General features: G+C 72.5%; 15 protein-coding genes and 1 pseudogene. 7 read left to right on the forward strand and 9 right to left on the reverse strand.

The features are described from left to right. Positions 1-17: 17 nt before the first annotated feature. On the forward strand, positions 18-1,118 hold the full coding sequence (locus PV342_RS26945) for an NAD(P)-binding domain-containing protein (protein ID WP_500318964.1): 1,101 nt from the start codon (positions 18-20) through the stop codon (positions 1,116-1,118). Between the two features lie 68 nt (positions 1,119-1,186). On the opposite strand, the gene PV342_RS26950 is transcribed toward PV342_RS26945, so the two are convergent. From PV342_RS26950 to PV342_RS26960, 3 genes and pseudogenes are all read right to left on the reverse strand, one after another. Then, entirely contained in the window at positions 1,187-2,212 is a 1,026-nt protein-coding gene (locus PV342_RS26950) for a LacI family DNA-binding transcriptional regulator (protein WP_329190937.1), read from the reverse strand. An 87-nt stretch (positions 2,213-2,299) separates the two neighbouring features. After that, positions 2,300-3,498: pseudogene (locus PV342_RS26955) on the reverse strand (RNA-guided endonuclease InsQ/TnpB family protein). A 332-nt stretch (positions 3,499-3,830) separates the two neighbouring features. Further along, positions 3,831-4,151, reverse strand: coding sequence for an L-rhamnose mutarotase (locus tag PV342_RS26960; protein ID WP_386992943.1), 321 nt, complete (start codon positions 4,149-4,151; stop codon positions 3,831-3,833). A gap of 187 nt (positions 4,152-4,338) precedes the next feature. Between PV342_RS26960 and PV342_RS26965 the strand changes: the two genes are divergently transcribed. Genes PV342_RS26965 through PV342_RS26975 form a run of 3 tightly spaced genes read left to right on the forward strand, consistent with a single transcriptional unit; the run spans position 4,339 to position 7,285 of the window. Further along, positions 4,339-5,103, forward strand: a complete 765-nt coding sequence (locus tag PV342_RS26965; protein WP_400797989.1) for a (Fe-S)-binding protein — start codon at positions 4,339-4,341, stop codon at positions 5,101-5,103. Then, positions 5,100-6,641 (forward strand): lactate utilization protein B, encoded by a 1,542-nt coding sequence (locus PV342_RS26970; protein ID WP_500318932.1) that lies wholly within the window; start codon positions 5,100-5,102, stop codon positions 6,639-6,641. The genes PV342_RS26965 and PV342_RS26970 overlap by 4 nt, the downstream gene beginning before the upstream one ends. Further along, positions 6,638-7,285, forward strand: a complete 648-nt coding sequence (locus PV342_RS26975; protein WP_500318934.1) for a LutC/YkgG family protein — start codon at positions 6,638-6,640, stop codon at positions 7,283-7,285. The genes PV342_RS26970 and PV342_RS26975 overlap by 4 nt, the downstream gene beginning before the upstream one ends. A gap of 11 nt (positions 7,286-7,296) precedes the next feature. Here PV342_RS26975 and PV342_RS26980 read toward each other — a convergent pair whose 3' ends face one another. The 4 genes from PV342_RS26980 to PV342_RS26995 all read right to left on the reverse strand — a co-directional run bounded on the left by PV342_RS26980 (position 7,297) and on the right by PV342_RS26995 (position 11,900). Then, positions 7,297-8,952, reverse strand: a complete 1,656-nt coding sequence (locus tag PV342_RS26980; RefSeq protein WP_500318936.1) for a bifunctional 3'-5' exonuclease/DNA polymerase — start codon at positions 8,950-8,952, stop codon at positions 7,297-7,299. A 44-nt stretch (positions 8,953-8,996) separates the two neighbouring features. Then, the gene (locus PV342_RS26985; RefSeq protein ID WP_500318938.1) at positions 8,997-9,371 is read right to left on the reverse strand and encodes a DoxX family protein; all 375 of its coding nucleotides are present in this window, start codon (positions 9,369-9,371) and stop codon (positions 8,997-8,999) included. A 102-nt stretch (positions 9,372-9,473) separates the two neighbouring features. Further along, complete coding sequence (locus PV342_RS26990; RefSeq protein WP_018562324.1) at positions 9,474-10,085, reverse strand: hypothetical protein; 612 nt, start codon at positions 10,083-10,085, stop codon at positions 9,474-9,476. A 9-nt stretch (positions 10,086-10,094) separates the two neighbouring features. Continuing rightward, positions 10,095-11,900, reverse strand: coding sequence for an ABC transporter ATP-binding protein (locus PV342_RS26995; RefSeq protein WP_500318940.1), 1,806 nt, complete (start codon positions 11,898-11,900; stop codon positions 10,095-10,097). Between the two features lie 95 nt (positions 11,901-11,995). Between PV342_RS26995 and PV342_RS27000 the strand changes: the two genes are divergently transcribed. Then, positions 11,996-12,463, forward strand: a complete 468-nt coding sequence (locus tag PV342_RS27000; RefSeq protein WP_018562322.1) for a MarR family winged helix-turn-helix transcriptional regulator — start codon at positions 11,996-11,998, stop codon at positions 12,461-12,463. A 43-nt stretch (positions 12,464-12,506) separates the two neighbouring features. Here PV342_RS27000 and PV342_RS27005 read toward each other — a convergent pair whose 3' ends face one another. Both PV342_RS27005 and PV342_RS27010 read right to left on the reverse strand, forming a co-directional pair. Then, positions 12,507-14,210 carry a carbohydrate-binding module family 20 domain-containing protein gene (locus PV342_RS27005; protein ID WP_500318942.1) on the reverse strand — a complete coding sequence of 568 codons (1,704 nt, stop codon included), beginning with the start codon at positions 14,208-14,210 and terminating at the stop codon, positions 12,507-12,509. Positions 14,211-14,442: 232 nt separating this feature from the next. Beyond that, positions 14,443-15,159, reverse strand: a complete 717-nt coding sequence (locus PV342_RS27010) for a L,D-transpeptidase family protein (protein WP_500318944.1) — start codon at positions 15,157-15,159, stop codon at positions 14,443-14,445. A gap of 177 nt (positions 15,160-15,336) precedes the next feature. Here PV342_RS27010 and PV342_RS27015 point away from each other — a divergent pair, with 177 nt between their 5' ends. Together PV342_RS27015 and PV342_RS27020 are read left to right on the forward strand one after the other, a co-directional pair. Next, entirely contained in the window at positions 15,337-17,157 is a 1,821-nt protein-coding gene (locus PV342_RS27015; RefSeq protein ID WP_500318946.1) for an ABC transporter transmembrane domain-containing protein, read from the forward strand. Beyond that, positions 17,154-18,935 (forward strand): ABC transporter ATP-binding protein, encoded by a 1,782-nt coding sequence (locus PV342_RS27020; protein WP_361004635.1) that lies wholly within the window; start codon positions 17,154-17,156, stop codon positions 18,933-18,935. Before PV342_RS27015 ends, PV342_RS27020 begins: the two co-directional genes overlap by 4 nt. The last annotated feature ends 24 nt before the right edge of the window (positions 18,936-18,959 follow it).

The following is an 18,959-nucleotide window of genomic DNA, read 5'->3' on the forward strand; positions in this document are numbered from 1 at the left end:
GTGGAAGCGTGAACCATGTGGATGTGGACGTCGCCGTCATCGGTGCGGGGCAGGCCGGACTGTCCGGCGCGTACTTCCTGCGAAGGGCGGGGATGCGGCCCGACGAGGACTTCGTCGTCCTCGACCACTCCCCCGGCCCCGGAGGCGCCTGGCAGTACCGCTGGCCTACGCTGACGTACGGCAGGGCGCACGGGGTGCACTCGCTGCCCGGAATGGAACTGGAGGGGGCCGACCCCGAACGGCCGGCCGCCGAGGTGGTCGCGGAGTACTTCGACCGCTACGAGCGCACCTTCGACCTGCGCGTGCACCGCCCGGTCGACGTCTCCACGGTCCGTGAGGGCCCGGAGGGCCGGCTGCTCGTCGAATCCGACGCGGGCACCTGGGCGGCCCGCGCGCTGATCAACGCCACCGGGACCTGGGACCGTCCCTTCGTGCCGCGCTACCCGGGCCAGGAGGTCTTCCGCGGCCGCCAGCTGCACACCGCCGGCTACCGCGGGCGCGAGGAGTTCGCCGGGAAGCACGTGATCGTCGTCGGCGGCGGCACCTCCGCCGTCCAGCTGCTGATGGAACTCCATGAGCCGGGCGGCGCGGCCGCGACGACCTGGGTCACCCGGCGGCCTCCCGTCTACCACAGCGGCCCCTTCGGGGAGGAGCAGGGCCGGGCCGCGGTCGCGCTGGTCGAGGAGCGCGTCAAGCGCGGTCTGCCGCCCCAGAGCGTCGTCAGCGTGACGGGGCTCCCCATGACCGAGGCGATGGAACGCGCCCGTGAGCGCGGGATCCTCGAACGCCTCCCCATGTTCGACCTGATCACCGAGGACGGCGTGAGCTGGACGGACGGCCGCCATGTCACCGCCGACGTCATCCTGTGGGCCACCGGCTTCCGCGCGGCCCTCGACCACCTCGCCCCGCTGCACCTGCGCGGCTCAGGCGGCGGCATCCGCCTGGAGGGGCTCACCCGGGTCGCCGCCGACCCCCGGATCCACCTCATCGGCTACGGCCCCTCCGCGAGCACGATCGGCGCGAACCGGGCCGGCCGCAGCGCGGTCCGCGAGATCCGCGCCCACCTGCGGGGACGGGACGGGACCCGCACACCGGAACCGGTGGCCGCGGCCGGCTGACGGCGTCCTCCCGGGCGCTGGGACCCCTGGCGCACATACCGGGAGGGCGACGGGGCTGCCCGGAGGGCTCAGCGGACGGCGCGGCTGCTCTTGCCCAGGGTGGAGGCGCGGACGACGAGTTCGGGCTGGAAGACGATGCGCCGGTGCTCGTGCTCCTCGGCCGCGTCCCCGGTCTCCTCGATGAGCAGATCGGCCGCCGCGCGGCCCATCCGGTACGCGGGCTGCCGTACGGAGGTGAGCGGCACCGCAGCGGCCGCCGCGAACTCGATGTCGTCGTAGCCGACCAGCGCGATCTCCTCGGGCACCGCGATGCCGGCGGCGTACAGCGCCTGGAGCACGCCCAGCGCGAGCAGGTCGTTGGCGCAGAAGACGGCGGTCGGGCGGTTGGCCATCCCCAGCAGACGGGCGCCGGCGTCGCGTCCGGAGGGGACGTCGAGCCGCTCGGCCTCGATGTGCGCCAGGGAGTCCGCGGGGAGCCCGGCGGCGGCGAGCGCCTCCAGGGCGCCGGCGCGCCGGTCCTGGCACTGGGCGAGGTGCATCGGACCGCTGACGTAGACGATGCGCTCGTGGCCGCGCTCGATGAGGTGGTCGACGGCGAGGCGGCCGCCCTCGATGTCGTCCACGGACACCGAGCAGGCCTCGGCGCTCGGCACGACGCGGTCGACGAAGACGAAGGGGATGCCGTGCCGCCGGAAGGAGGCGATGTTCCGGCCGCTGGTGTCCGCGGGCGTCACCAGGACGCCGCGTACCCGCTGCTCGGCGAAGAGCCCGAGGTAGTCGGCCTCTTCCGAGGGGCTCTCACCGCTGTTGCAGAGCATCACCCCCAGTCCGGTCTCCCGGGCGGCCCGCTCGGCCCCCGAGGCGACGTCCACGAAGAACGGGTTGGCCATGTCGAGCACGAGCAGCGCGATGATCCTGCTGCGGCCCGCCCTCAACTGCCGGGCGGACTCACTTCGCACGTACCCGAGTTGCTCGATGACCGACAGCACGCGGGCACGCGTGTCCTCGGAGACCATGTCGGGCCGGTTGATCACGTTCGACACCGTGCCGACCGAAACACCTGCCTGCCGGGCGACGTCCTTGATCCCCACCATGCGTGTCACGAGCTCCGCCCTACCTCCTGCCGCCGGCCCGCCGCAGGCCGCGGGTTCATGCTACGCATACTTGACATCCTCCCCGCCCTAGAGGACGGGGATTCCTGGCTCACGTGGGCTGAGGACCAGCGGTCCACCAGCGCTTACACGATCGGCACCAGCCGGGTCGAGACCAGCCCGGACCAGCATCACGCGGGCGGAGTCCTTGTCCCTGGGGGACACGGCTCCGCACGCGGTGCAGGTGTAGGTACGTTCCGACAGCGGACGTGCGTGCTTGGTTCCCGCTCCGCACGACGCGCAGTCCATGGTGGTGTGCGCGGGATGCACCACGCGCACGTCCCGCCCATGCTTGCGACCCATCTCGATCAAGGCCGTCTTCGTGGCGCCGATCGCGGCGTCCGCCGCCTTGCGCGCCATGGTGGTCTTCGCGAGGAACTTCGGCCGGAAGTCCTCCACCGCGATCGCATCGTGATCGCGCACGACGCGCTCGGCCCACTTGCGGGCGGTGTCCTGCCGCCGACGGGCGATCTTCTTCGACACCTTCGCGGCGGCCCGGCGCGCCTCACGGTAACCGCCGGTGTCGGGCTTGTTCCTCGGGGTACGCCGACGGGCCATCATCTTCTGATAGTGCGGGAGGTCGTGGGCGTCGCTGGTGGTGGTCGCGGTCTCACGCACGCCCCAGTCGATACCGATCACTGCGCCGGTGGCGGGCAGCGGCTGTTTTTCGACGGCAACGACGAACGAGGCGTACCAGTGGCCGAGGCCGTCGCGGTACACCCGCACCGAGGATGGTGCGGACGGCAGGTCATGGGACCACACCACCGACAGCACGATCCCACCGGCCACGTGCAGGCGTCCGTCCTTGAGCCGGAAACCCCGGGCGGTGTCAGCGACGGGGCGGCCTCGCGCTTGCGCTTGATCCGGGGCATCCCGGCCCGCTCCCTCATCGGCGGCCGCGCCGCGATGTCCTTCAAGGCTTTGGCACGGGACTTCGCGAAGTCCGGATGACCTGCTGCTGCGGCACCGAACTGCCCTCCCGCAGCCACGCCATCGACCGCCGCGCCTCGGTCAGCATCTCGTCGAGCTGCGCGGGGCCGCACGTGATCTTCTCCTCAGCGGTCCTGTTCAGGCCGTGGACCCTGCGGAACACCGCCACGCACTCGTTCCACACCCACCGGCAGCGCGCTCACTCCGCCTCCAGCCCGGCACTCGCTGGACGACACACGCAGCCGATAGGTGTACCGGGCACCCCCGGACCCCCGCTCCGTCACCACTGTCGCCGTCATGCTGCGGAACCTAACAGCCCCCACTGACAACGAAAGAGAGCACAGGTCAGAACACATATACAGGGGACTCCGCCGTCTCACGGCTCCGACCCTAGGACCCGTTTTCCGTTATGTGTCGCGGTCCTGCAAGAAAGCCGCTGGCCTCCGGGCCCGGCATGGCTGTTCCCTGTCGAGCGGATGACCTGGGGTGGTGTCGCCGGGCCCGAGGGGTGCCGTCGGAGACGCTGATCGGAGGTCCGACCGCCGCGTCCGGGTGACCGAACAAGGGCGGCGGAGTGGAATCGCGGCCTTTGGGGCGGGGCGGATCGTCCGCGCGGGCCGGGGCCGCGCCGTCACGCCAGGTGGAAGACCTCGGTGAGGGGCCGCATGGCCTCGTCGGGCCGGGCCCCGTCAAGCGCCTCGAAGAAGTCGGCCATCTCGGCCTGCCAGCGGGCGTTGACATCGGTCGCCGCCATGGCCTCCTGGGCGGCGGCGAAGTCCTCGGTCTCCAGGTAGCCGACGAGCAGGCCGTCCTCGCGGAGGAAGAGCGAGTAGTTGTGCCAGCCGGTGGCGGAGAGGGCGTCCAGCATCTCGGGCCAGACGGCGGCGTGGCGCTCACGGTACTCGGCGAGCCGGTCCTTGCGGACCTTCAACAGGAAACAGACGCGCTGCACGGTCGGCCCTGGCCTCTCGGGTCTGATATGAAAGGTTTCAATCGATGGCAGGGACGTTAGGACACCCCGACATGGCTCGTCAATGGCACCTTCTGCGACGCGCAGACATCCGATCTCTGCCCCATGGCGCGGGGAACATACGGCAGTATGAGCCCACGGGTGGCCGTGCCGACCGTGAGGAGGCCGCATGCGCGTAGCACTGTTCGTCACTTGCGTGAACGACACGCTGTACCCGGATACGGGGAAGGCCGTCGTGACCCTGCTGGAGCGGCTGGGGGTGACCGTGGACTTCCCCGCCGCACAGACCTGCTGCGGCCAGCCGCAGTTCAACACCGGATACCGCCACGAGACGGAGCCTCTGGTGGAGCGGTACGCCAAGGCCTTCGAGGGCTACGACTACATCGTCACCCCGTCCGGTTCCTGCGCCGCGATGGTGCGTGACAACTACCCCCGGATCGGCGAGCGGGCCCGCGCGGAAGGGCGCGGGGAGGGCCTCGCCGCCGTCGCCGCGTCCGTGGTGCCGCGCACCTACGAGCTGACCGAGTTCCTCACCGATGTGCTCAAGGTGACGGACGTCGGCGCCTACTTCCCCCATCCCGTCACCTATCATCCGACCTGTCATGGCCTGAGGATGCTGGGGCTGGGTCGCCGCCCGCAGGAGCTGCTCAGCCATGTAAAGGGGCTGGAGCTGGTCGAGCTGCCCGGCGCCGAGGAGTGCTGCGGGTTCGGCGGCACCTTCGCCGTCAAGAACGCGGCCGTCTCCGCCGCCATGGGCGCGGACAAGGCCCGCAACATCACCTCCACCGGCGCACGAGCCGTGTGCACCGTGGACAACTCCTGCCTGATGCACATCGGCGGTACCCTCGCCCGGCTCGGCTCCGAGGTCCGGCCGGTCCACCTCGCCGAGATCCTCGCGTCGACCGAGGAGCAGCCCTACGGAGGCATCCGATGAGCGGCACCTACCTGGGCATGCCCGCCTTCCCCGTCGCCGCCGGCGAGGCCGTGCGCAACACGACGCTGCGCGGCAACCTGCGGCACGCCACCCACACCATCCGGGACAAGCGGGCCCGCGCCGTCGCCGAACTCGACGACTGGCAGCAGCTGCGCGCGGCGGGCAAGCAGATCAAGGACGATGTGCTGCGCCATCTCGACCACTACCTGGTGCGGCTGGAGGAGGCGGTCACCACCGCGGGCGGCACCGTCCACTGGGCCGCCGACGCGGACGAGGCCAACCGCATCGTGACGGACCTGGTGCGCGCCACCGGCGAGACCGAGGTCGTCAAGGTCAAGTCCATGGCGACGCAGGAGATCGGCCTCAACGACGCGCTCGCGGAGGCCGGGATCGCCGCCTACGAGACGGACCTCGCCGAGCTGATCGTGCAGCTCGGCGACGACCTGCCGAGTCACATCCTGGTGCCCGCGATCCACCGCAACCGCTCCGAGATCCGCGACATCTTCACCGACGCCATGGGCCGCTGGGGCCGTCCCGCGCCCGAGGGGCTGTCGGACTCCCCCGCCGAACTGGCCGAGGCCGCACGGCTCCACCTCCGGGAGAAGTTCCTGCGCGCCAAGGTCGGCATCTCGGGCGCCAACTTCATGATCGCCGAGACCGGCACCCTGGTCGTGGTCGAGTCCGAGGGCAACGGCCGCATGTGCCTGACGCTGCCCGAGACCCTGATCTCGGTGGTCGGCATCGAGAAGGTGCTGCCGAGCTGGCAGGACCTCGAGGTGTTCCTGCAGCTCCTGCCGCGCTCCTCCACGGCCGAGCGGATGAACCCGTACACGAGCACCTGGACCGGGACCACCGACGAGGACGGGCCGCGTGCCTTCCATCTCGTCCTGGTCGACAACGGCCGCACCGACACCCTCGCCGACGAGGTGGGCCGGCAGGCCCTGCGCTGCATCCGCTGCTCGGCCTGCCTCAACGTCTGCCCGGTGTACGAGCGGGCGGGCGGGCACGCGTACGGCTCCGCCTACCCGGGGCCGATCGGCGCCATCCTCACCCCGCAGCTCCGCGGCACGGACACCGCGCTCGACGCCTCGCTGCCGTACGCCTCGTCCCTGTGCGGCGCCTGCTACGAGGTGTGCCCGGTCGCCATCGACATCCCGGAGGTCCTCGTCCACCTGCGGGAACGCGTGGTGCAGGGCGGTGAGGTGACCCGGGCGGGCAACAGGGTGACGCTCCGGCCCGCCAAGGGCCACGCGGCGGAGCGGGCGGCCATGCGCGCCGCGCGCTGGACCCTGGACCACCCGGCGGCGCTGCGCGCCGGCCAGCGGCTGGCCGCGCGGACCCGCAGGTTCCACCCGCGGCGGCTGCCGGGGCCCGGAAAGGCGTGGACCGACACCCGGGAGGTCCCGGCGGTGCCTGCGGAGTCCTTCCGGGACTGGTGGCAGCGCACCCGGGGGACGGGCGCAGCGGAGACCAGTACCGGCACCGGCACCGGCACCGGCACCGGCACCGGCACCGAGAGCAGGGAGGGCACCAAGTGAGCACCCGTGACCAGGTCCTGGGGCGGATCCGCCGCGCCCTGGCCGACGCGCCGCACGCAACGGCGCCGGCACGCGGCGCGGTGGACCGCGGCTATCTGCGCGTCCACGGACAACGGGACGCCGCACAGACGGCGGATCTGCTGGGCGAGAACCTCGCCGACTACCGTGCGATCGTCCACCGCGCCACCGGCGCCGAACTCCCCGGCCGCCTCGCGGGCCTGCTGGCCGCGCGCGGCGCCCGGCGGGTCGTCGTACCGCCCGGCCTTCCGGAGCGGTGGCTCTCGGCGGCGCAGGATGTGGAACAGGTGCCCGACTCGGCCGGGCTGACGGCCCGCGAACTCGACGCCGTCGACAGCGTCGTCACCGGCTGCGCGGTGGCGATCGCCGAGACCGGCACCATCGTGCTGGACGCCGGGCCCGACCAGGGGCGGCGCAGGATCACCCTCGTCCCGGACCACCACGTCGTCGTCGTGCGCGTCCCGGAACAGGTCGTGGACTCGGTGCCGCAGGCACTGGAACGGCTCGATCCCGTCCGGCCGTTGACGTGGATCTCCGGGCCCTCGGCCACCAGCGACATCGAGCTGGACCGCGTCGAGGGTGTGCACGGGCCGCGCACCCTGGAGGTCGTCCTCGTGACGGACTGACCGCGCGCCGCTCATTTGGCGTCCGCGTAGCACTCGACGACATGGGTCTGCAGCGGGAAGGGCACCGGCGTCGGGCCGAAGAGCAGGCGCCGGGCCTCCTCCGCGGACTCGGCGACGGCGCGCTCCACCTCGGGGGCCAGCTCCCGGGGTGTGTGCACGATGACCTCGTCGTGCAGGAAGAACACCAGACGCGGCCCTCCGCCGAGCGCCGCCAGTCGGCGGCGCAGGGAGGCCAGCACCGCCAGCGCCCATTCGGCGGCCGTGGCCTGGATGACGAAGTTGCGGGTGAAGCGCCCCCAGGAGCGGGCCTGCGCGTCGGTGAGGTCCTGCCGGTCGGCGGACGGAGGCGGTGAGGTACGCCCCAGGTGGGACCGGACGACGCCGCCGCCCTCCCCGGTGCGGGCGGCGGACTCCACCAGGCGCATGGCGGCCGGGAAACGGCGGCGCAGCACCTCGAGCAGCGGCCCCACCTCCCCGCTGGTCTGGCCGTACATGGCACCCAGCAGACCGAGTTTGGCCCGGGCGCGGTCGCCGCCGAACGCGGTGCGCGCGAGGGCGGCGTAGAGGTCGCCCTCGGCGGCGGCCGCCATCAGCCCGGGATCACCGGAGAGGGCGGCGAGGACGCGGGGTTCCAGCTGGCCCGCGTCGGCGATGACCAGCCGGTGCCCGGGGTCCGCGACCACGGCGGCGCGGATCTGCCGGGGGATCTGCAGGGCGCCGCCGCCGCGGGTGGCCCAGCGGCCGGAGACGACACCGCCGACGACGTATTCGGGGTGGAACCGCCCGGTGGGAGCCCACTGTTCGCGCCACGCCCAGCCGTGGGCGCTGTGGATGCGGGAGAGCTCCTTGTAGCGCAGCAGCAGCGCCGCGGCCGGGTGCCCGACCTCCCGCAGCACATGGGAGCGGGTGGAGTCGATCTTCACGCCCACGCGCTCGAAGGCGGGCAGGAGCTGGGCGGGCGAGTCGGGGTTGACCGGGCGGCCCAGGGCCTCCTGGATGCCGGTGGCCAGCTCCGAGAGCACCTTGGGGCGGATGCCGCCTGCCGGACGGGGGCCCAGCAGCCCGATGAGCACCGCGTCGTGGGCGGCGGCGCTCCAGGGCAGGCCGTCCCAGGTCATCTCGGCGGCGGCCAGGGCGCCGGCGGACTCGGCGGCGCACAGCAGGCGCAGCCGGTCGGGATGTTCGGACAGGGCGATGCGACGCTGCTGGTCGGCGTGGACGGCGACCACAGCCTCAAGCGGGTCGGTGCCCGTCGGCAGATGGTGGCGGTCGGCGGCGAAGAGCACCGGCTGGTCGTCGGGGCCGCCTTCACGCGCGTCCTCCGGCACGGGGAGCCCGCGCGGCCGGGCCCAGGCGGCGCCCAGCGAACGGGGCAGGCCCCAGCGTTCCTCGGACCCCAGCAGCAGTGCCTCGACGAGCTTGAGGTCGTGGCAGCGTGCCGGACGTACCGGGACCCGTTCCAGCAGGGGCGGATAGATCTCGTCGGTCGCCGCCCACACCCAGCGGGGCGCCTGCCGGGCCTCGCGCTCGGCGACGGCCGCCGCGAGGTCGCCGACGGCCTGCGGGGGCCCGTCGGCGGTGCCGTCCTCGCGCAGCGCCTGCAGCCGCCCGCCGGTCCCCAGGGGATCGGCGACGACGGCGACGGACGGGCTCCTGGACGAGGTCACCGTCCGAGAGTAGAACGAGGCACCGACATCGCCCCGCGGGCCGGTCAGGGGCGGTTGTCGCGGCTCACCTTCAGGGCCCACAGCACGAGCGGCGCCTGCAGCGGCAGCCGGGCGTAGGCCGCCGTTCGCAGGGGTGCGGGCCGCTCGCGCCAGTCGCGGGCCATCTTCACGTTGGCGGGGAGCACGGCGGTGAAGAAGCCGGCCGCCAGCAGGGCGCTCGCCCGGCGGGTGCGGGGCAGGGCGATGCCCGCGGCGAGTGCCAGCTCCACCGCGCCGCTGATGTAGGTCCAGGTGCGGGGCTCGCCGGGCAGGACGCGCGGGACGATCGCGTCGAAGGGCCGGGGCGCCACGAAGTGCGCGGTGCCCGTGGTGGCGAGCAGCCTGGCCAGCAGCAGGGCGGAGCGGTCGGACGCGGCCATCGGTTGCCTCCTGCGGTCGGCGCGGCGCCGCTCAGGTTAGCGCCGGTGTCCCGCGCGGGGCGGGCGATCGCCCGGGCCCGGGCGTGCGCTTGCTCACCCGGCTCACGCCGTGCCGAAGGTCGGTCCCGCGAAGGGCGGCAGCGCCGCGAACTCCGGGGCGACCCGGAGCGACACGGCGAGCTGGGCGAGCGTGTCCCGGATCCGGGTGAGCGGGTGCTCCGGGAAGTGCGCGTCGTAGTGGGGGGCGTCGCCCCAGTGGAAGGGCAGACCCTGCCGCAGGTCGGCGGCGTACGGATGGGGCATGAAATAGCGCTCGGGGCCGAGTTCGATGAGCACCTTCGCCTCCCGGGCGCCGGTGGTGCCCTGCTCCAGGGCCTGCACCTTCACGACGGCGCTGCAGGAGGCGCGGGGAAGGGTGTAGCTGCCCAGGAACGCCTGGCCGGTGGGGCGGTCCGGCAGGGGGACCTTGATGACCTGCCGCAGCGTCGGCACCGTCCCCAGGTGCAGGACGTCGGCCTCGATGAGGCCGCCGCCCGCCCCGGCCGTGTAGTGGGCCAGGGCGTGCCGCAGGCGCGGCAGGTCGTCCAGGGGCGCGGGGATGTCCGGCGGCACGTCGAACCAGTGCAGGCTGACGAGGTCGCCGTGGTCGTTGGTCCAGACGTCCGCCTCGATCTGCCGGTAGCCGGGGAGTTCCGCCCCCGCGATGGGTCCCATGGCCGAGGATCATGCCGTATGGACGAGTTGGGCGTCACGGCGGACCAGGGCGGCGTAGCGGCCGTCCAGGGCGAGCAGTTCGTCGTGGTTGCCGCGTTCCACGATCCGGCCGTGGTCGAGGACGACGATCTGGTCGGCGTCGCGGACGGTGGACAGCCGGTGGGCGATGGTGATCGTCGTGCGGCCCGCGGAGAGGCCGTCGATGGCGTCCTGGACGGCGTGCTCGGTACGGGTGTCCAGCGCGCTGGTGGCCTCGTCGAGGATGAGGACCGGAGGGTCCCGCAGGATGGTCCGCGCGATCGCCAGTCGCTGCTTCTCGCCGCCCGAGAAGCGGTAGCCGCGCTCGCCGACCACGGTGTCGTAGCCGTCGGGCAGGCCCGCGATGTGGTCGTGGATCTGCGCGGCGCGCGCGGCGGCGACGACCTCCTCGTCGGTGGCGTCGGGCTTGGCGAAGCGCAGGTTCTCGGCGACCGAGGCGTGGAAGAGGTACGTCTCCTGGGAGACGACGCCGACCGACGCGGCGAGCGTGTCGAAGGCCAGGTCGCGCACGTCGTGGCCGTCGAGGGTGACGCGCCCCTCGGTGACGTCGTACAGCCGGGGCACGAGGTAGCTCAGGGTGCTCTTGCCGGAGCCGGTCGCGCCGACGACGGCCAGACTGCCGCCGGCCGGGACCGCCAGGTCGATGCCGTCGAGAGTGCGCCCGGTCGAGGCCGGATCGTAGGAGAAACCGACGCCTTCGAAGCGGATGTCGCCGCGCACCCGCGGCAGGTGTACGGGGTCGTCCTTCTCGGTGATGTCGACGGGCAGGTCGAGGTACTCGAAGATGCGCTGGAAGAGCGCGAGCGAGGTCTGCATCTGGACACCGGTCGACAGCAGGCTGACGGTGGGCCGGAACAGTCCCTGCTGGAGCGAGACGAAGGCCACGAGCGTGCCGATGGACACGGTGCCGCCCGCTCCGTGCACGGCGAAGCCGGCGACCCAGTAGATGAGCGCGGGCATGGCGGCCATGACCACGCCGATGGTGGACATCCGCCAGCGGCCGGCCATGTTGGAGCGCACCTCGAGATCGACCAGCCGGTCGGACTCGTCGGCGAAGGAGCGCGTGAGGGATTCGGCGCGTCCCATGGTGCGGCCGAGGAGGATGCCGCTGACCGAGAGCGACTCGGTGACGATGGCGGACATCGCCGCCATCTGCTTCTGGCGCTGGGTGGTGATCTTCTTGCGTTCGGTGCCGACCCGGCGGCTGATCCACACGAAGACCGGGAGCAGCAGCAGGGAGGCGATGGTCAGCCGCCAGTCCAGGGCGATCATCGCGACGACGGTGGCCACGACGCTGGTGAGGTTGGAGACCAGCGAGGTCGCGGTGGAGGTGACGGTGGCCTGCATGCCGCCGATGTCGTTGGCTATGCGGGACTGCACCTCTCCGGTGCGGGTCCGGGTGAAGAAGGCGAGCGACATGCGCTGCAGCCGCTCGTAGACGGCGGTGCGCAGGTCGTGCATGACGCGCTGGCCCACCGTGGTGGAGATCAGGGTCTGCAGGACTCCGAAGACGCTGTTCAGGACCGCGGTGGCGATCATGCCGAGGGCGAGCAGACTCAGCAGCCCGGTACGGCCCTGCGGGATCGCGGTGTCGAGGATCTCGCGGAGCATGAAGGGCGAGGCGACCGAGACGAGCGAGGCGGCGCCGACGAGGAGCCCGACGAGGGCGAGGCGGGCGCGGTAGGGGCGGAAGAGCCGCACGACGCGGCGTAGGTCGGTGGGTCGGGCGGGGTCCTTGGGCGGCGGGGTCCACCGCGAGGTTGCATCGGGGTGCAAAGGGCCTCCGAAAGGTCCGGGCAGGGCAGGACGTTGAGAGTGTAGTTCATTGTTACCTATACTCACAATGAAGTGCATCCTGATACCCTCTGACCATGGAATCCCGCACCTTCGCCGCGGACACCGACGAGACCACCGGACGCCTCGCCGACCAGTTGCTGTGGCTGACCCGGCGCCTGCACCGGGCACAGCGGCGGCACCTGGAGCCGGTGGGCGTCACGCCGGCCCAGGCGCGCATGCTGCGCACGGTCGCGCACATCCTCAAGAGCGGACCCGCGCCCCGGATGGCCGACCTCGCGGAACGGCTGGACGTCGTGCCGCGCGCGGTGACGAGCCTGACCGACGCCCTGGAGGAGCGGGGGCTCGTCCGCAGGGCACCCGACCCGGCCAACCGCAGGGTGGTGCGCATCGAGCTGACCGAGGACGGCGACGACGCCGTGCGGCGGCTGCGCGGGGCCCGCCGGGCGGCGGCCGAGGAACTGCTCGCCCCCCTGGACACGGACCAGCGCGATGCCCTGACGGCGTTGCTCGCCGCCCTGGACACCGCGCCGGGTCGCTGCTGAGGGCCGGAGGACCTGAGCCGGCGCGTCAAAACGCGCCGGGGCGTCAGGCGCGCCAGGTGTCGCTCAGCGTCACCTCGCCGCTCGCGGGGACGGTCGCCGTACGGTTGGCGCCCGACTCCCAGGTGACGTTCCCGTTGCTGTCCTTCTTGATGTACTTGTACTCGAAGGACGTGCCCGCGCCCATGGAGACGTCGAGCTTCCACACCGGGTAGGCCGCCGAGGACATCGGCAGGGCGCTGCCGGTGTTCCAGTTGCCGAGCGCGGCGTTGCCGCCGACGACGAAGACGTTCTGGCCCCACACCGTGGTGGCGTTGACCGAGAAGGACGCGCCGCTCGCGGGAGTGGTGCCGCCTCCGGTGCCGCACAGGGCACCGGCGTGGAGCGCGACCGCGTCGTGGGCACCGATGGTGGCGGTGAACCTGCCGTCCGAGCCGACGGTGTAGGTGGCGCCGCTGTGCTGCACGTCGCAATAGGTGCCGGCGGGCAGCGAGGTGGCGAAGGTCTGCGTCAGCGGGCCGCTCTCGTGGTTGATCGCGACGTAGCCCTTGCTGCCGCGCCCGAAGGCGATGGCGTTGTTGCCGTTGGACCACCAGTTGGTCACCGCGGTGCCGGCCACGGCGTTGCGGAACCCGACCATCCCCGCGATCTGCGGCCAGGCGTGCTGGCACTTCCAGCCGTCGCTGTAGCAGGCGTTGACGGTGCCGCCGTTGGGCGGGCCCGCGTCGTTGTCGGAGAACTCGTAGCCGGAGTAGACGTTCGGCGAGCCGTAGGGCCAGGCCAGCATGTAGACGTTGGCCAGGGTGTAGGTCGCGCCCGCCTTGTAGTTGAGGGTCGAGCCGTTGCGCTCGGTGTCCCAGTTGTCGACGAAGGTGCGGGAGCTGCCGCTCGAGAGGTAGCCGGCGCCCCATGAGGCGCCCCAGTTGCCGAGGTGGGCGAGCTTCTCGCTGGTGAAGATCCGCTTCAGGTCGTACGCGCCCTGGAAGGCGTCGACGTCACCGGTGCCGGTGTACTCGCCGGGCTGCACGGCCTCTCCGGAGCCGTAGATCACCTCCTGCGCCCAGAAGACCGAGGGGTTGGTGAGCTTGGCCTTGATGGCCGCGAGGTCGGAGGCCGCGATGTGCTTGGCGGCGTCGATGCGGAATCCGTCGACTCCCAGCGCGATGAGGTTGTTCATGTACGCCGCGATCGTCGAGCGCACGTAGTCGCTGCCGGTGTTCAGGTCCGAGAGCCCGACGAGTTCGCAGTTCTGGACGTTGTCGCGGTTGGTGTAGTCGGAGATGTTCGTCCGGCAGGAGTGGAAGTCCTGGTTCTGGTAGTACCCCGGGTAGTTGTACTTGCTGTACGACGTGCCGCCGGTGCCGGTGCCGGAGCCGGCGCTCATGTGGTTGATGACGGCGTCGGCGACGACCTTCACGCCGGCGGCGTGACAGGTGTCGACCATGTTCCTGAACGCCGTGCTGTCGCCCAGCCGGCCCGCTATGCGGTAGCTGACGGGCTGGTAGGAGGTCCACCACTGCGCGCCCTGGACGTGCTCCTGGGGCGGCGACACCTCGACGTAGCCGTACCCGGCCGGGCCGAGCGTGCTGGTGCACTCCTTGGCGACCGAGGCGAACTTCCACTCGAAGAGGGTGGCGGTGACGTCCTTGCTCCCGGGCGGTGCTGCCTCGGCCGGCTGCTGCGAGACGCCGACGAGCCCGGCCGTGCCGAGCAGTGCGGCCAGACCCGCGCGCAGAAAACGCGATCTCATGGTGCGGCTCCTTCGTGTTCGGGCACAAAGGTGCCCCGAAGACAGCCACGCGCCGGGCCATCGAGTGTGGGGGCGGAGTTCCCGCCCGTGGGAACTCCGGGTAGGAGACTGGTGCCACGGACGGGTAGCGTCAATACGTCACGTGGAAAAACTTTCAACCGCTTGCGGAAAAGGCCTGCTCCACTCTTGCAGCGGGCCCGCAAGCCCCGCCTTCCCGCATCCTGATCGGCCGTCAGGCCTTCAGGTGCGCCCGGTCCCCCATCACCACGACCGGGTGCAGCGCCGGGTCGAGCGTGCGCAGCAGGTACTCCATGTCGGCCTTGGACTGGCTGACGCAGGCCGACGTGCCGCTGCCGTGGTCCATGTGCAGCCAGATCCCGCCGCCCTTGGACTGGCCCTCGGGCCGGGTCGGGTCGAGCGGGGACGTTCCCTTGACCCGGTTGTAGTCGATGGCGATGACCAGGTCGAAGTCGTGCCAGTGCGAACGGGACCACGACCGCGGCGCGGTGAAGGCGGAGGAGCGGTGGTACGGGAGCCTGGAATCCGGTTCGGCCAGAACGCCGCCCGCGTCGGACAGCGTGAACACGCCCACCGGACTCTTCCTGTCGCCCTCATGGTGGTCGGTCGTCCAGCCGCGCTTGCCGTTGTGGCCGGACCAGGAGCGCTCACGCTTCCACAGGTCGCCCTGCCGGGTGTACAGCACGATGGTCGAGTCCGCCGAACGCGCATCGTCCCCGTACACCGCCACGACCTGACGGGAGCCGGCCGGGATGCGCGACCGCAGCGCGGGGCCGACACCCGGGAGCCCCTGCGTGTCGGCCGCCTGGGTCGCGTGCGGCGGCTGCCGCACCGTATGCCGCGATGTGTCCCGGTGCTCGTCGGTGCCCCCGGCACAGCCGGCGAGCAGCATCAGCGCCGCCGCGACGACCACCGTCCCCGCCCCACGCATCACTCGAACCGCCCCTCTTTCGTGCAGTCGCGTTCCATCCTCGCACCCCTGGTCGAGGACGGATGCCGACCGTGGCCCGTTCCACCCGCCCCGGGAAAAAACGGGTTGAATTCGTCACGTCGGTGACGCGACGCTGGCACGTCTGCTCCCACCCCTCAGCACCGATGTCGGGACGTCATGTCGCTACGCGCTCTCCCCCATGCCGATCCGGGTGTCCCCGACACCCGGTCCGGCTTCCGTTTCCTGCTCTGGCTGGAACAGCGCCAGATCCGGGGCCAGGTCAAGGCCGCGTTGTGGGGCACCCTCCATATGGCGGCCGTGGCCTGCTTCCCGGCCGCGGTCGGCATCGCCGTGCAGGCCGTCGTCGACGGCTCCGGCGGACGCCTCGCGTTCGCGGGCGGCCTGATCCTCGCCCTGGGCGTGGTGACCGCCGTCGGCGACACCATGCTGCACCGCACCGCCGTCACCAACTGGATCGCGGCGGCCGCCAGGGTGCAGCTCCTGCTGTCGCGCAAGACCGTGGAACTGGGCTCGCTGCTCACCCGTCGGGTCGCGGCGGGCGAGGTCGTCGCGGTGAGCACCGGCGACGTCGAGAAGATCGGCTGGTTCGTCGAGGCGCTGGCCCGCTTCGCCTGCTCACTGCTGGCGACCGTCGGCGTCACCGTCGCCCTGTTCGTCTACCGGCCCGAACTGGGGCTGATCGTCGCCGCGGGCGTCCCCGTGCTGGCCCTGTCGGTGCTGCCGTTGCTGCCGCACGCGACACGGCGGGCCGACGAGCAGCGTGCCAAGGCGGGCAAGGCCACCGAACTCGCCTCCGACACCGTGGCCGGACTGCGCGTCCTGCGCGGCATCGGCGGCGAGGAGCTGTTCCTGTCCCGCTACCGGCAGGCCTCCCAGGAGGTCCGGGGCGCCGCCGTCCGCAACGCGCGGATGTGGGCGCTGATCAGCGCCGTCCAAGTGGCACTGCCCGGTCTGCTGCTGCTCGCGGTGACCTGGTACGGCGCACGGCTGGCGCTGGACGGACGGATCGCGGTGGGCGAACTGGTCACCGTCTACGGGACGGTGGTCTTCCTGCTGTTCCCGCTGCGCGGCTTCGAGGAGATCGCGATGGCGTACTCCTTCTCGCGGCCCTCCGCGCAGCGCGCCGCCGCAGTGCTGGCACTGCGGCGGGACAGCGCGGGAGACCACCGCGGGACCTGGACGCCCGCGGACCCGCTGCCCGCGGGCGACCTCCACGACCCGGTGACGGGGCTGCTCGCCACAGCCGGCGAACTGACCGCCGTGGTCTGCGGGGACCCGGACGCGGCGGGCGCCCTCGCCGACCGGCTGGGCGGTCACAGTCCCACCCGGGCCGGGGACGCCCCCTCGGTGCTGCTCGGCGGGACGGCGCTGGACGGCCTTCCCCTGATGGCGGCCCGCGCCACTGTGCTGGTCCAGGACAAGGACCCGGTGCTGCTCTCCGGCACGCTGACCGAACTGCTGGACGTGCCCGCCTCCGGCCACGTCACCCCGGCCGAGGCGCTCGCGGCGGCGCAGTGCGGCGATGTGCTCGACGCGCTGGCGCAGGCCTCGGCGGACGACTCCGGGGACCCGATGCGGTCCCCGATCACCGAGCGCGGACGGTCCCTGTCGGGCGGCCAAAGGCAGCGGCTGGCGCTGGCCCGGTCTCTCGTCACCGATCCGGAGGTCCTGGTGCTGGACGAGCCGACCAGCGCCGTCGACGCGCACACCGAGGCCCGGATCGCCCAGGGCCTCAGGGCGCTGCGCGCCGGCCGGACCACGGTGGTCCTCACCTCCAGCCCGCTGCTGCTGGACCGTGCGGACCGGGTGGTGTTCGTGGAGGACGGCGCGGTGCGCGCGTCCGGCACGCACCGCGAACTGCTCCGCGCCGACCTCGGCTACCGCGCCGTCGTCACCCGCGAGACCGAGAACGAAACCGAGGGACCCGAGGGACCCGAGCAATCCGCACGACTCGAGAAAGCCGAGGAGACCGCATGATCGGCGTGGAACCGCCGGAGTACGACCCGGCCGCGCCACGGCACGTGACGACCCTGCCGGTGGGCTCGCCCGCCACCGTGCGCGCTTACGTCGGCGAGCTGGCCCGGCGGCACAAGGGCGCGTTCGCGCTGCTCGTCTCGGTGAACACCGTCGCCGTCGTCGCCTCGATGGTCGGCCCCTACCTGCTGGGCGGGCTCGTCGAGGACCTGGCGGCGGGCCGCCGCGACCTTCACCTCGGACGCACCATGGCGCTGTTCGCCGTGGCGCTCGCCGTGCAGACCGTGTTCGTCCGGGAGGTGCGGCTGCGCGGCGCGGTCCTGGGCGAGCGGATGCTGGCGGACCTCCGCGAGGACTTCCTCGTACGGTCCGTGGGGCTGCCGCCCGGTGTCCTGGAGCGGGCGGGCACGGGCGACCTGCTGTCCCGCATCACCACGGACATCGACCGGCTCTCCAACGCGATGCGGGAGGCCGTCCCGCAGCTGGCGATCGCCGTGGTGTGGAGCGGTCTGCTGCTCGGCGCGCTGACGGCCACCTCGCCGCCGCTGGCGCTGGCGGTGCTGGTGGCCGTGCCGGTGCTGCTCGCGGGCTGCCGCTGGTACTTCCGGCGGGCCCCTCAGGGCTACCGCTCCGAAGCGGCCGGTTACGCCGCCGTCTCGGCGGTCCTCGCGGAGTCCGTGGACGCCGGGCGCACCATCGAGGCGCACCGGCTCGGCGACCGCCGCGAGGAGCTGTCGCGCACCCGTATCCGCCAGTGGGTGGAGTGGGAGCGCTACACGATGTGGCTGCGCAGCGTGCTCTTCCCGGTGATCAACGTGACGTACATGCTCATCCTCGCCTCGGTGCTGCTGATCGGCGGCACGCTGGTGCTGCACGGCCGGGTGTCGGTGGGCGAGCTGACGACGGGCGCGCTGTACGCGCAGATGCTGGTCGACCCGATCAACCTCATCCTGCGCTGGTACGACGAGCTGCAGGTGGCGCAGGTGTCGCTGGCGCGGCTCGTCGGTGTCCGGGAGGTCGAGCAGGGCGCCGGGGACGAGCGGGTGGCACCGGACGGACGCGACGTCCACGCCGACGAGGTGCGCTTCGGCTACCGCGCCGGCAGCGACGTTCTGCACGGGGTGAGCCTGCGGGTGCGCCCGGGCACCCGGCTGGCCCTGGTCGGCCCGTCCGGGGCGGGCAAGTCGACGCTGGGGCGGCTGCTGGCCGGGATCTACAGCCCGCGGGCCGGCGAGGTCACCCTGGGCGGCGCCCAGCTGGCCCGGATGCCCGCGGAGCGGGTCCGTGAGCACGTGGCCCTGGTCAACCAGGAGCACCACGTCTTCGTCGGCACGCTCCGGGACAACCTGCTGCTCGCCCGAGCGGGAGCGGGTGACGGAGAGCTGTGGGCGGCGCTCGCCGCGGTCGACGCCGACGGGTGGGCGCGGGGCCTCGACGACGGCCTCGGTACCGAGGTCGGCTCGGGCGGCACCGCGCTGACCCCGGCCCAGGCGCAGCAGGTGGCGCTGGCACGGCTCGTCCTCGCCGACCCGCACACCCTGGTGCTGGACGAGGCCACCTCGCTGCTGGACCCGCGCGCGGCGCGCCATCTGGAGCGGTCGCTCGCCCGTGTGCTGGACGGCAGGACCGTGGTGGCCATCGCGCACCGGCTGCACACGGCGCACGACGCCGACCTGATCGCGGTCGTCGAGGACGGCCGCATCAGCGAGCTGGGCAGCCACCACCAGCTGGTCGAGGCCGACGGCGCCTACGCGGCGCTGTGGCGGTCCTGGCACGGATAGTGCGGACCGGCACGGCGCCGCGTA

This window comes from Streptomyces sp. PA03-3a (assembly GCF_033792735.1).
Taxonomy (GTDB): domain Bacteria; phylum Actinomycetota; class Actinomycetes; order Streptomycetales; family Streptomycetaceae; genus Actinacidiphila.